Origin of the sequence: Sneathiella sp. HT1-7, assembly GCF_020731145.1 — a bacterium.
In the GTDB taxonomy this organism is placed as follows: Bacteria; Pseudomonadota; Alphaproteobacteria; order Sneathiellales; family Sneathiellaceae; genus Sneathiella.
The window spans coordinates 240,598-252,514 of sequence record NZ_JAJFZN010000005.1 but is presented as its reverse complement, the minus strand read 5'-3'; the positions used below and the strand labels follow the sequence as shown (position 1 = coordinate 252,514).

The following is an 11,917-nucleotide window of genomic DNA, read 5'->3' as shown; positions in this document are numbered from 1 at the left end:
CAAGATACCCGTTGCAACAAAAAGTCGTCATTCAACAACCCCGCCGCCCAGGCATCCCTTCTCATCTTTATCCACAATGTCAAAAATCAAACCGCCCAAAATCAAAAATTCCGGACAAAAAAAACGCCGCCGAACGTATCCTGAACTTCATCAGGCGTATCCGACTGCGTCGTTGCCCATCTTATATAGATATCAGCGCAACGGCGTCAACAGGTAATTTTACAAAAATATGAAGGCTGGATTATAACTTTAATACGACCTTAATACAACTCTTATCTAATAGACCCTAACTTGGGGTAAGAATGACGCCTAAAGATGAATAGCAATGCTTTTCACCGTGAGTATGGAGTTAGTAAGATATATCTGTTAAGGCATAAAACAAGAGAAAATAACGACACACAAGGTGGTACGATTATGTCACGGCCAAAAATCGGATTGGCATTGGGCAGCGGCGTTGCGCGCGGTATGGCCCATATTGGCGTTCTGCGCCGCCTGGAGAAAGAAGGTTTTAAACCCGATTATGTCTGCGGCACCTCTATCGGCGCACTTATTGGCGGCATGTATCTCGCCGGCAAGCTCGACGAACTGGAAGCTTGGGCACGCGATCTCGGAAAATCCGGTCTTTTCCGCCTCCTCGATATTCGCCTCTCCGGCGGCGGGCTAATTTCAGGCGCAAAATTATTTACCCTATTGGAAGACACGATTGGCGATACAAAAATAGAGGATCTTCCTGTACCTTTCGCCGCTGTCACGACCGAGCTGGGCACCGGCCATGAGATATGGATAAGGGAAGGAAACCTGGCGAAAGCAATAACGGCATCCTATGCACTTCCGGGCCTATTCTCCCCCCAGAAAATCGACGGTCGCTGGTTAATTGATGGCGCCCTCACGAATCCGGTTCCGGTCTCCGTCTGCCGCGCTCTTGGCGCCCGTCTGGTCATCGCCGTCAATCTGAATGCAGACGTCTTCGGAATGACTAATATCGGCGAAAGCGAATCCGATTTCGTTGTCGATGATAACGGCAAGAAAACGAGACTTTTTCACTCTCGTTCGCCGCTCAACCTGATGAAACACCGGTTTTTTGATAAATCCAGCTCCGAACCGAGCATTTTTGGAGTCATGATGTCATCGCTGAATATTGTTCAGGATCGGCTCAGTCGGTCTCGCCTCGCTGGCGACCCGCCCGACATTACCATTGCCCCCAGATTAGCACGGCACGGTTTACTGGAATTTGACAAGGCCGCGGAAATGATTGTTGAAGGTGAAGCCGCGACAGAACGTTCCCTCACCTTTCTTAAACACGCCATGGATGTTCTTGCTTAAGGCGAATTACCCGGTTGCAATATAGTCACGAAGCGCTGCGGCCTCTCGCTCGACTTCATCCATCCGGCTTTTCACGACGTCACCGATCGAGATAAAGCCCGCAAGCTTTCCATCTTCCAGCACGGGCAAATGGCGGATGCGCTTTTCCGTCATCAACGCCATAACATTATCAATTGTTTCGGAAGGGCTGGTCGTCACAAGGTCGGATGTCATCAGATCGCTTGCCAGTAGTTTGAGGCAGCCATCACCGCTTTCTGAGAGTCCCCGAACAATATCCCGCTCGGACAGCACACCGCACAGTTTACCGGAACCATCCACCACCAGAACGGCGCCAATGCGTTTTTCCCCCAGAATATTTGATACCGCCGCGATACTGTCAGAGGGCGAAGTCGTAATAACATTGCCCCCCTTCACTTTCAGAATACCTGCCACATTCATAGGAATCCTCCTTCTGGGAAGCCGAAAAGGCCACCGCCACAAATATACTTCCGGGAATTCTAATTTACCAGAAGGACCTCATAAACACAAATATTACAGTAGAAAATAAACACTTACAGCATCGCAAAGGGGCTATCATCTTCATCATTCCCTCTCTCATCCCGCGACGGTGGAGCAATGACGATTGTCACCTCACCCTTGATTTTCTGATCGAAGAACTGTTCTGCCAGATCAGCCAATTGGCCACGGTGTATATTTTCAAATTTCTTGGTGAGCTCTATACAGACGGCCGCCGAACGGTCCCCCAACACTTCATGGGCAATCTTCAATATCTTACCAACCCGAAAGGGAGATTCGAAAAATACGATGGCAGTCGGGGCCTCGGCAAAGGCGCCGAATAACTTCCGCTGACGCCCCGGGCGGCGCGGCAGGAAACCGAGAAAAGAAAAAGCCGGAGCCGGAAGTCCGGAAACGTTAAGCGCAGTAATGACAGCGCTTGGGCCCGGCAAGGCGATAACCTCATATCCCGCCTCAATAACGGCGGCGGCTGCACGCTGCCCAGGGTCGCTAACACCAGGCGCCCCGGCATCAGATGTCAGACCGACGGACTTGCCATCCCGAAGAAGCGAGAGAATACGGCCAACCGCCCGATCTTCATTATGGGCATGACAGGCGAAGATAATCGGGGGGCTGGTGAGCGCATGTCGCTCGTATATTTTCCGGGTATGGCGAGTATCCTCGCACGCCAGCGCATCAACCGATTGAAGGATACGCAAGGCACGCAGCGAGATATCCTCAAGATTTCCTATCGGAGTAGGGATGAGGTAAAGGGTCGGCGCGTTCTCTGCAGTTTCTGTCATAACGATGGACTAACCATATTCTGTTGATCGGCGCAATGACCCGCGCTCGAATTGTTTTTTATATGACAGAGAAAATCTGATCGCGCAGCCATTTGCTTAACGCTGTTTGATCCGTGGAAATATGCCAATAGAGCTGCAGTTCCAGGTTTGGCGCCTCAAAAGGTAATGGAAAAACCTGACAATTATACATCCGGGTTAGCTGCAGCGGAGCAGTTAGCGCAAGATCAGTCTGTTCAATCATATGAAATGCGGACTGATAATGTTGAAGACGCACAGCGATACGTCGGGAAACCCCGACTTTCCCCAGCTCGATATCGACAAGCCCCCCGCCGCGTGGACGTGAGGAAACAAGGATATGTGTCAAATCCAGATAGTCTTCGAGGGTCAATTCCGGCTTGTCTGCGAGCGGGTGATGTCGGCCGACGACACACACCTGCCGATCGCTCATTAATTTGTCATTGATGAGTTGGGTGTTTGCAATCAACGGAATATCAACTGCAAAATCAATCTCCCCCAGAGATAGCCGCCGTGGAATCGAGCGCCGGGGAACGTTAACCACCTGAATTGTCATAAGGGGAGCAAGTTGGCGCAGCTTTTCAACGAGCCGGGGCAGCAAAATCGTTTCCCCGATGTCACCAATTGCCAGACGGGTCACCTTATCACTCGTTTGCGGATCAAATTCCTCCTCAGCGCTAATACCAGACTGCAAGAGACGAAGCGCCTGACGAACTGGTCCAATCATTTTCTGGGCCATCGGTGTCGGGTTCATCCGCTTGCCCGCATGAATAAAAAGCGAATCCTCCAATCGGTCGCGCAGGCGCGCCAACGCGTTACTGACTGCGGGTTGCGTTACATTCAAGTGACGCGCCGCAAGCGTCAAGTTGCCATGCGTATAGATCGCCTCGAACGTCAGGAAGAGATTAAGGTCGATATGACTAAGTTTCATCCTTCTACTATAACATATGTGAATATAAATTTATCATAGAAATAAATTTCAATGATTTCTCTATCAATACTATCTTGCCCAAGAAACCTACCGTACTCAAGAAGGATCAGAGAAATGGATTTTAGCTTTACCGACAAAGTCGAGGATCTTGCGAGCCGTGTCGAAGGCTTTATGAATGCGCATGTCTATGACGCGGAGAAAGAATACCACGACTATATTGAGTCATCCGCCAATCGCTGGACTATTCCTCCGGTGATGGAGGAACTGAAGAAGAAGGCGAAAGCAGAAGGGCTGTGGAACCTCTTCCTTGCAGAATTTGAAGATTATGGCGCGGGTCTGAAAAACCTTGAGTACGCACCACTATCCGAAATCATGGGCCGGTCGATGATCGGGTCAGAGGCTTTTAATTGCAGCGCCCCCGATACTGGTAACATGGAAGTGCTTGCTCGTTATGGCACACAGGCCCAACGCGATGAGTGGCTGGTCCCACTCCTAAACGGGGAAATTCGCTCAGCCTTCGCTATGACAGAGCCTGCCGTGGCATCTTCAGATGCGACAAATGTCCAGTGCACGATAGACAGGCAAGGCGACGAATATGTCATCAATGGGCGTAAATGGTGGACATCCGGCGCGCCCGACCCACGCTGTAAAATCATGATTGTTATGGGAAAAACTGACGTAAATGCACCACGACATCAGCAGCAGTCACAGATTCTTGTCCCCGTAAATACCAAAGGCGTCACGATTGTTCGCCCCCTTAAAGTATTTGGATCGGACGACGCACCCCATGGCCATGCCGAGGTATTGTTCGAAAATGTTCGAGTGCCCGCCTCAAATATTATTGGTGGCGAAGGCGAAGGTTTTGCAATTGCACAGGGTCGCCTAGGTCCGGGCCGCATCCATCACTGCATGCGTTTAATTGGCTGCGCCCAGCGCGCCTTGGAATTGATGTGCGTTCGGGCGGAAAGCCGTGTTGCGTTTGGCAAAAAACTGAGTGATCAGGGCTCCGTGCGTGAAGATATCGCGAAATCAATTTGCGATATTGAGCAGGCGCGCTTGCTTACCCTGAAGGCTGCCGCCCGTATGGACGAGGTGTCCTATAAGGAAGCACGCGACCTGATCGCGATGATCAAAATCATCGCACCGACCATGGCGCAAACGGTTATCGACCGGGCTATTCAGGTGCACGGCGCCATGGGTCTCAGTCAGGACACCTTCCTAGCCGAAGCTTTTGCCTACGCCCGGACCGTCAGGCTCGCAGACGGACCGGATCAGGTGCATATGTCCTCTCTCGGCAAGCAGATAGTGGCGCGTTATGCCTCTTAAAGGACAAGAAACACCTGAACGGACGGAGGGCTACGCCAAGCCCTCCGCCTTTTTGCCTCTTCTACCGTTCGTGCAAACCTACGGTGTGAAAATACTGAAGGAAACACCGGGGCAGATTGCGATTGAGGCACCGTTTCAGGAAGCTTTATCCACACCGCCCGACCTCTTTCCGGCGTCATTCGTCGGTACGATCGGTGACAGCGCCGCCGTCAGCGCCTGCACGTCCCTGCTGCCTGCTGGATGGGCATGTGCCACACTCGATTTTACAGTAAAGATGACCGGTCCGGCACGAGGAGAAAAATTAATTGCCCGTGGTCGCGTCCTGCAGAACGGGCGGACCCTCTCTGTTGGTGCGGCGGATATCTATTCTGTCTCTAAAGGCGAAGAGAAGCTCTGTGGCTCAGTTCTCGCGTCAACGCGGAACTTCAAGGTTTAGCTGAGATCAGGCCTTTGGACGGCGGCGTACCAGATAGCGCTGCTCCCCTTCCAGTACCAGCTCTTTGCGCTGATTGTGAATAGTTGAGCGCACTGTAACCACGCCGGTTGACCTTTGCTCCTTAAGCTCCGTGATAACAAGCTCCGGATAGACGGTATCGCCATAATATACCGGCCCTAAGAATTTTGATGACTGGTCAATAAAGGCAACGAGCGATTCACCAATTACATGCGGGAATATTCCGGCACCGGAGGCAGTTTGTATCAACACCTGAAACCCATGTGCCAGCAACTCCGGATGCCCCTGAGTTTTGCAATATTCAACATCATAATGAATCGGGTGATTATCACCGGAGGCCGCCTGAAAGGCAGAGAAATTTGCATCACGCAATGTCCGCGATGGAATGTAGAACCTTTGGCCGACGGTCAAGTCTTCGAAATAGCTTGCTTCGGCAAATTTGTGGTTTTCTGGGTTAAATTGATCTTCGGACATTCCTCGCCTCACTTGTTTATCAAGTCTTGTTCGTTATGGCATTTGTTTAACACTGCCGCTGCGCTATAGTTAAGGGACATATCATGGCAACGCAAGGAGCTATTCATGAAAGGCGACACGTCAATTATCAAGCATCTTAACGTCATTCTAAAGAATGAATTGACGGCCATTAATCAATATTTCCTGCATGCTCGCATGCTTGAAGACTGGGGCCTTAAAGAATTAGGCGAGAAAGAATATGAAGAATCCGTCGATGAGATGAAGCATGCAGACAAGCTCATCAAACGGGTGCTCTTCTTAGAAGGTCTTCCAAACCTGCAGGATCTCGGCAAGTTGATGATTGGCGAAGACGTCGGGGAAATCATCGAATGCGACCTTAAAATGGAGCATGTCGCTCACGTCGATTTAAAAGCGGCCATCAAAGATTGCGAAAGCAAGCAGGACTACGTATCCCGCGATTTGCTGGTCGATATCCTTGAATCTGAAGAGGAGCATATTGATTGGCTGGAAACCCAGCTTGGCCTAATTGAGAAGATGGGACTTCAAAACTACGTTCAGTCACAAGTTTCCTAAATTAGCCCCTTAGTAGCAAATTCCCGCCCTATAAACTTCCCTTGCCATTGACAATTAGTCGCACAGCGCTTAATTTATTAGGAATGATTGTCATTTTTAATATTAAACAAGTTGAAGAATGTATATTTGCCTTTGTAATGGATTGACTGATAGAGACATTAAAAGCGCCGTCGCCTCAGGTGCGCAACGCATCGCAAATGTCTATGAAACACTGGGAGCAGCACCACAATGTGCAAAATGCACATCTAATATCCGGGATATCATCCGGGAAACAACCGGTAGCAGCGCGCCAATCACCGTTCGGCGCTGATCCGGCGACATCACCCTGTAATCTTAAATATGCTGGAAATTTGAAGAAATTACCCCCACCCGTTAGGGTGAGGGAAAATTCAGTCTAAATGGCCTTATTATTGATTTCAGCCTTGGCCTGGGCATACTGTTCTTTTAAGCGATCAACATATTCTTCAACACTTGGCACATCGCTTACGCTGCCAATTCCCTGCCCGGAACCCCATATGTCTTTCCAGGCTTTCGATTTACCCGTACTACCGCTGCCGAAATTCATCCGGCTTTTATCGGCACCCGGCAAATTCTCCGGATCAAGCCCCGCTTTTTCCACACTGGGGCGCAAATAGTTACCGTGAACGCCGGTAAAGGTGTTCGTATAGAGAATATCCTCGCCTGTGCTTTCAACGATCATATTTTTGTAGTCGTCTACCGCGTTGGCTTCTTTGGTAGCGATAAATGCACTCCCCATATAGGCGAGATCCGCGCCCATTGCCTGGGCTGCAAGGATTGATCGGCCATTCGCAATGGCCCCGGAAAGAGCAATCGGCCCATCAAAGAACTGCCGCACTTCGGAGACAAGCGCGAACGGACTTAACCGCCCCGCATGCCCGCCAGCGCCCGCGCAAACCAGAATTAAACCATCGACGCCTGCTTCCAATGCCTTTTGGGCATGGCGGATGGTAGTCACGTCATGCAGGATAATTCCGCCGTAAGAATGTATCGCCTCAACAATTTCATTCGGGGCCCGAAGGCTCGTGATGATAATCGGCACTTCATGCTTAACGCAGAGTGCAACATCTTCCTCCAAACGAGTATTTGACGCATGTACAATCTGATTGACAGCAAAGGGGGCGACCTTCTTGTCAGGATTCGCCGCCGCATAGTCAGCAAGTTCTGACTTGATCTGAAAGAGCCATTCGTCAAGCTGAGAAATCGGCCTTGCATTAAGAGCAGGAAAAGATCCGACGATGCCCTGCTTGCACTGAGCAATTACCAGTTCAGGCCCGGATACAATAAACATTGGTGATGCAATAACTGGGAGAGAAAGACGCCCTTCCAGAACGGTCGGCATTGTCATTTACGAGATGACTCCTGATACTGGGATAAATATAGCCAAGCCTGGATCTTACGCCCAGTTACTTGGCTATGGATGGTTGAGCTAAGTCTGGATCTTGCGCCCAGTTACCCGACCTTTTAATTATTTAGCCAAGCCTGAATCTTTTCGCTCAGTTACCCGGCTTGGGCATTTTCTTAGCAGGCTTTTTCAAAGATGACAAATTGTCATTATTGACAAAATTTCATTTTTTTATTTCGCACCTGCAGCATTATTGCGAAAAATCATTGAAAAACATAATATTATTACCTTTGGGTGCTCATTAAAAAAAATTCAGAGATATCGGCATTAGATCAGATTTGGGCTCAAAACAATGTGATCTCACCCCGATTCACAAAACATGATTCTCTTTATTGCTTATAATTTCCATCAAACCAGACCCAATATGCCCGGCTATTATTTCCTACAGAGCGGGAAAATTTGACCGCTTACCTATATCGCATCACTCCTGTCCGTCTCTCAAAGGAACGAAAAAGCGAAGAAATACAGACTTTTTACCTTTCCCTTGATACTGGCACAAAGGCTGCATACTCGATGAGTAGATAAATTTTTATGGAGACTATTCGTGCTGCAAGCTGAAATGAACACACAATCTGTTGCAAACAGATTCGAAAAACGTGGGGCCTTTCGCGTATCAAACCCGGTCCTCAGCGTAGAAATTGAGGGCATTCGGTTTTCGACAGAGAACTGGTCGCTTGACGGAATGCTGCTAAACGGTATCGCAGACCATGTTATACTTGATCAAACTGTCGAAGGAATTATCGGGCCCGTTGGCTCCCCAGAAATGTGCCGATTTGGCGGACGCATCGTGCGAATTGATGAAGATGAGATGACAACGGCGGTGGAACTCGATGAAAAAAGCGCTGATGTCGCGGCATTGCTACCCCTTTGGGTTTTGAAATACGGCACCCGTTGATCCATTTCGGAAGGCCCGGACTTGACAATGCCAAAGCGCGGTCTCTAAGGTCTATGTGAATTGCCGGACTATGCTGGCATTCCTTGATTATCCTGATGGGAGAGACCGGACTTACCGGCGCCGAAGGAGCAACCGCCCCGGAAACTCTCAGGCACATGTACCGTCAGGAAAGAGGGCTCTGGAGAGTATGCTGAGGCCATGGCTAACGCATCACCGAAGAGGTAAGTCGGCGATATGTCGACGTAATCTTTCAGGTAACCGGACAGAGGGGGCATCTATTGAACGCATTGGTGAATTTTTCACCAGAGTGAGAAAAGGTGCCTGTAAATGACAAAACCATCCAAACCCGGCCTTGGCAACGTTACGCCAGTTGTACCATCAAAGCCAACTGCACCGCCTAACCCAACGTCTCAGTTGGATATCAACATCAGCGTAACCGATCTTTATACAATCGGTATTGGCCCATCAAGCTCCCATACCGTGGGGCCCATGCGGGCGGCAAAGCGTTTCGTCGATCGTCTAGCGTCAGAGGATTTACTTGATTCGACCGATCGTCTGCTGGTCGAGCTTTATGGCTCGCTTGCTCTCACTGGCGCCGGTCATGCGACGGACATTGCTATTCTTCTTGGACTAAGTGGGGAACGCCCTTCCTCCGTTGATCCGGAGAAAGTACAACCGCTTATCGACAAAATACGGACAAGCGGGGAAATTTCACTAAACGGACATCGTATAATTCCCTTTTTTGAGGACCAAAGTCTCCTTTTCCTGAAAGATCAACTCCTTCCTGAACATTCTAACGGCATGCGGTTCTATGCCTATGATGCAAAGGGTGCGCAGCTTTTCTGCCGGGACTATTTCTCCGTGGGAGGCGGATATGTTGTCTCTCACAACGAAGGGGACAGGGCAGAAACGAAGGGTCATAACATTGTGCTACCCTATCCTTTCACCTCCGCAGACGAACTTCTCGATATGGGCAAGGAAAGCGGCCTCACCATTGCTGAGATGATGCTTGCCAATGAAAGCAGTTGGCGAAGTGAGGAAGAAACCTTCGCCTTCCTTGATGATGTCAATGAAGCCATGATCAACTGCATCAAGAGGGGCTGCGAGGGAGAGGGTATCCTGCCGGGCGGCCTTAAGGTAAAGCGCCGGGCAAACGCGTTGTATCAAGACTTAATGGAAAATCCGGAGCGCGCCTCCCGCGATCCACTGACCGTTCTTGACTGGGTTAATCTCTACGCCCTCGCCGTCAATGAGGAGAACGCCGCCGGTGGGCGAGTGGTGACGGCTCCCACAAATGGTGCGGCCGGGGTAATTCCCGCGGTACTTAAATATTACCAACGCTTCTGCCCCGGCGTCACAAAGGAGGGGACGCGCAATTTCCTGCTCACCGCAGCAGCAATTGGCGCAATCTATAAAAAACGCGCATCAATCTCCGCCGCAGAAATGGGGTGTCAGGGGGAAGTGGGGGTCGCCTGTTCCATGGCTGCAGGTGCCCTTACCGCCGTTCTGGGAGGCACGAACGAACAGGTGGAAAATGCCGCTGAGATCGGCATGGAGCATAATCTTGGTTTGACCTGCGATCCGATCGGCGGATTAGTGCAGATCCCCTGCATCGAACGCAATACCATGGGCGCGATGAAGGCGATTAATGCCTGCCGCCTCGCGCTGTCCGGTGACGGCACGCATGTGGTATCTCTTGATGAGGTGATCGAGACGATGCGCCAGACCGGCGTCGATATGCTCAGCAAATATAAGGAAACCTCGCAAGGTGGCCTTGCCGTTAACGTCGTGGAGTGCTAGCTGCTCAATCTTCGCGCGTCAGTATCTTCTGGATATGAAGCGGGAGAGCAAAAGCCGCAAGATGGACTTCCGGTGTATAATAGTCCGTCGTGATCCCGGCCTCGACAAAGCGTGCGACAAGGCGGGAGAGACTCACTTTTCGATGATCCGGCTCATCCGTCGCCCAGCCGTAGGCCATCACTCCACCGACATAACTCGGGATCGCGGCGAGATAAAAACTGACATCCTTGAACAAACTACCGAGACGGTCATAGCTCGTTTTTAGTTCTTCTTCCTGAACGAAAGGCACGCCGTTTTGCGTAATTATAATACCACCGTTCGCAAGACGGGCCTTGCAGTCCGCATAGAATTCCTGTGTATAGAGGACTTCCCCGGGTCCATGCGGATCAGTGCTGTCGATAATAATTACATCCCATTTCTCATCGGTCTCTCGCACAAACTTGCATCCATCGGCGATGATCAGATCAAGCCGGGGGTCGTCAAAGGCGCCACCCGAGATCGACGGCATGTATTTCTTGCTAAGCTCGACAACGGTCCGGTCGATATCCACCATGGTCACGGCGATATTTCTATGCTTCATGAGTTGCCGCGCCGCGCCGCCGTCGCCGCCGCCGATAATCAGGGCGCGACTAACCTTGCCATGGGCCAGAACCGGCACATGAACGAACATCTCATGGTAGATAAACTCATCTTTTTCGGTTGTCTGCACGGCGCCGTCGAGAGACATAACGCGTCCAAACTGGTTATTCTCAAAAATCATGAGGTCCTGCAGCTCAGTCTTCTCGCGATAGACAACCTTTTCCACATTAAGCGCTAGATTGACACCCGAATGCAGCCCCTCATCAAAGAGTTCCATCAACTGACAATCCCCCGCTTGATTTCATTAAGCTGGACAGTTTCGGGTTTAAACGCTTCCCGCAGGATCGGGATAGCCTTGTAAGGATCGGTCTTGCCACACATGAAGATATCGAGTGCCATAAACCCGCGCTCCGGCCAACTATGAAAGCTGATATGGCTTTCGGCAAGCACCGCAACTCCGGAAAGACCATCGGGCTCAAACGCATGAATATGAAAATGCAGCAAGGTCGCCCCCGCTGCATCAATCGCATGGCGGAGCGTTTCTTCGATCAACAAGGGATCGTTGAAGCCCTCCCCTTCCCAAAGATCGACGATCAGATGAGTCCCTGCGAAGGTCAACCCATCCTTATGAACGAAATAATCGAGACGATCTTCTTCCGCCGCCGCAGGTGAAATTGCCATTTTCTCATCCTTGAGCATTCTTCCCGTGAATGCTCCTTGAGTGCCTTACCATAAAAGGTGCCGCGTTATCGCCGAGTCGGCCTGCAAGTGCAAGAGAAAAGTAGTTACTTCGCTTGTGTTTCAGACACAAGTCGACGCAAGATGG

15 protein-coding genes and 2 riboswitches are annotated in these 11,917 nt (G+C 50.5%); of the genes, 8 read left to right on the top strand and 7 right to left on the bottom strand.

The window, feature by feature from the left end; genetic code table 11:
• Together LKE13_RS17420 and LKE13_RS17415 are read left to right on the top strand one after the other, a co-directional pair.
• The coding region (locus tag LKE13_RS17420; RefSeq protein ID WP_227952913.1) for a hypothetical protein at positions 1-233 on the top strand (233 nt) is incomplete at its 5' end.
• A gap of 181 nt (positions 234-414) precedes the next feature.
• On the top strand, positions 415-1,323 hold the full coding sequence (locus LKE13_RS17415) for a patatin-like phospholipase family protein (protein ID WP_227952911.1): 909 nt from the start codon (positions 415-417) through the stop codon (positions 1,321-1,323).
• A 6-nt stretch (positions 1,324-1,329) separates the two neighbouring features.
• On the opposite strand, the gene LKE13_RS17410 is transcribed toward LKE13_RS17415, so the two are convergent.
• The 3 genes from LKE13_RS17410 to LKE13_RS17400 all read right to left on the bottom strand — a co-directional run bounded on the left by LKE13_RS17410 (position 1,330) and on the right by LKE13_RS17400 (position 3,567).
• Positions 1,330-1,761 (bottom strand): CBS domain-containing protein, encoded by a 432-nt coding sequence (locus LKE13_RS17410; RefSeq protein ID WP_227952909.1) that lies wholly within the window; start codon positions 1,759-1,761, stop codon positions 1,330-1,332.
• Positions 1,762-1,874: 113 nt separating this feature from the next.
• The gene (gene rsmI / locus LKE13_RS17405; RefSeq protein ID WP_227952907.1) at positions 1,875-2,621 is read right to left on the bottom strand and encodes a 16S rRNA (cytidine(1402)-2'-O)-methyltransferase; all 747 of its coding nucleotides are present in this window, start codon (positions 2,619-2,621) and stop codon (positions 1,875-1,877) included.
• A gap of 58 nt (positions 2,622-2,679) precedes the next feature.
• A complete protein-coding gene (locus tag LKE13_RS17400) occupies positions 2,680-3,567 on the bottom strand; it encodes a LysR family transcriptional regulator (RefSeq protein WP_227952905.1) in 888 nt (295 codons plus the stop codon).
• 114 nt (positions 3,568-3,681) lie between these two features.
• Between LKE13_RS17400 and LKE13_RS17395 the strand changes: the two genes are divergently transcribed.
• On the top strand, positions 3,682-4,893 hold the full coding sequence (locus LKE13_RS17395; protein WP_227952903.1) for an acyl-CoA dehydrogenase family protein: 1,212 nt from the start codon (positions 3,682-3,684) through the stop codon (positions 4,891-4,893).
• Entirely contained in the window at positions 4,883-5,329 is a 447-nt protein-coding gene (locus tag LKE13_RS17390) for a PaaI family thioesterase (protein ID WP_227952901.1), read from the top strand. Before LKE13_RS17395 ends, LKE13_RS17390 begins: the two co-directional genes overlap by 11 nt.
• 6 nt (positions 5,330-5,335) lie before the next feature.
• Here the strand turns inward: LKE13_RS17390 and LKE13_RS17385 are convergent, their stop codons facing one another.
• On the bottom strand, positions 5,336-5,821 hold the full coding sequence (locus LKE13_RS17385) for a MaoC family dehydratase (RefSeq protein ID WP_227952899.1): 486 nt from the start codon (positions 5,819-5,821) through the stop codon (positions 5,336-5,338).
• Between the two features lie 105 nt (positions 5,822-5,926).
• Here LKE13_RS17385 and bfr point away from each other — a divergent pair, with 105 nt between their 5' ends.
• On the top strand, positions 5,927-6,394 hold the full coding sequence (gene bfr / locus LKE13_RS17380) for a bacterioferritin (RefSeq protein WP_227952897.1): 468 nt from the start codon (positions 5,927-5,929) through the stop codon (positions 6,392-6,394).
• A 118-nt stretch (positions 6,395-6,512) separates the two neighbouring features.
• Positions 6,513-6,704 (top strand): (2Fe-2S)-binding protein, encoded by a 192-nt coding sequence (locus LKE13_RS18960; RefSeq protein ID WP_227952895.1) that lies wholly within the window; start codon positions 6,513-6,515, stop codon positions 6,702-6,704.
• A gap of 84 nt (positions 6,705-6,788) precedes the next feature.
• Here LKE13_RS18960 and LKE13_RS17370 read toward each other — a convergent pair whose 3' ends face one another.
• Entirely contained in the window at positions 6,789-7,760 is a 972-nt protein-coding gene (locus LKE13_RS17370) for an NAD(P)H-dependent flavin oxidoreductase (RefSeq protein WP_227952893.1), read from the bottom strand.
• Positions 7,761-8,361: 601 nt separating this feature from the next.
• Here LKE13_RS17370 and LKE13_RS17365 point away from each other — a divergent pair.
• Entirely contained in the window at positions 8,362-8,712 is a 351-nt protein-coding gene (locus tag LKE13_RS17365; protein ID WP_227952891.1) for a hypothetical protein, read from the top strand.
• Between the two features lie 86 nt (positions 8,713-8,798).
• Positions 8,799-8,885: riboswitch (glycine riboswitch) on the top strand.
• Between the two features lie 3 nt (positions 8,886-8,888).
• Positions 8,889-8,980, top strand: a riboswitch (glycine riboswitch).
• Between the two features lie 152 nt (positions 8,981-9,132).
• The gene (locus LKE13_RS17360) at positions 9,133-10,512 is read left to right on the top strand and encodes an L-serine ammonia-lyase (RefSeq protein ID WP_415776557.1); all 1,380 of its coding nucleotides are present in this window, start codon (positions 9,133-9,135) and stop codon (positions 10,510-10,512) included.
• A 4-nt stretch (positions 10,513-10,516) separates the two neighbouring features.
• On the opposite strand, the gene speE is transcribed toward LKE13_RS17360, so the two are convergent.
• Both speE and speD read right to left on the bottom strand, forming a co-directional pair.
• Positions 10,517-11,368: a polyamine aminopropyltransferase gene (gene speE, locus LKE13_RS17355; protein WP_227952887.1), complete on the bottom strand. Its 852-nt coding sequence runs from the start codon at positions 11,366-11,368 to the stop codon at positions 10,517-10,519.
• A complete protein-coding gene (gene speD, locus LKE13_RS17350) occupies positions 11,368-11,772 on the bottom strand; it encodes an adenosylmethionine decarboxylase (protein WP_227952885.1) in 405 nt (134 codons plus the stop codon). The genes speE and speD overlap by 1 nt, the downstream gene beginning before the upstream one ends.
• Positions 11,773-11,917 lie beyond the last annotated feature (145 nt).

Coding starts and splice junctions, on each gene's coding strand:
- LKE13_RS17410 (WP_227952909.1), bottom strand. CDS start 1,761: ATGAATGTGGCAGGTATTCTGAAAGTGAAGGGGGGCAATGTTATTACG.
- LKE13_RS17390 (WP_227952901.1), top strand. CDS start 4,883: ATGCCTCTTAAAGGACAAGAAACACCTGAACGGACGGAGGGCTACGCC.
- LKE13_RS17385 (WP_227952899.1), bottom strand. CDS start 5,821: ATGTCCGAAGATCAATTTAACCCAGAAAACCACAAATTTGCCGAAGCA.
- LKE13_RS17400 (WP_227952905.1), bottom strand. CDS start 3,567: ATGAAACTTAGTCATATCGACCTTAATCTCTTCCTGACGTTCGAGGCG.
- speE (WP_227952887.1), bottom strand. CDS start 11,368: ATGGAACTCTTTGATGAGGGGCTGCATTCGGGTGTCAATCTAGCGCTT.
- LKE13_RS17415 (WP_227952911.1), top strand. CDS start 415: ATGTCACGGCCAAAAATCGGATTGGCATTGGGCAGCGGCGTTGCGCGC.
- bfr (WP_227952897.1), top strand. CDS start 5,927: ATGAAAGGCGACACGTCAATTATCAAGCATCTTAACGTCATTCTAAAG.
- speD (WP_227952885.1), bottom strand. CDS start 11,772: ATGGCAATTTCACCTGCGGCGGCGGAAGAAGATCGTCTCGATTATTTC.
- LKE13_RS18960 (WP_227952895.1), top strand. CDS start 6,513: ATGTATATTTGCCTTTGTAATGGATTGACTGATAGAGACATTAAAAGC.
- LKE13_RS17370 (WP_227952893.1), bottom strand. CDS start 7,760: ATGACAATGCCGACCGTTCTGGAAGGGCGTCTTTCTCTCCCAGTTATT.
- LKE13_RS17395 (WP_227952903.1), top strand. CDS start 3,682: ATGGATTTTAGCTTTACCGACAAAGTCGAGGATCTTGCGAGCCGTGTC.
- rsmI (WP_227952907.1), bottom strand. CDS start 2,621: ATGACAGAAACTGCAGAGAACGCGCCGACCCTTTACCTCATCCCTACT.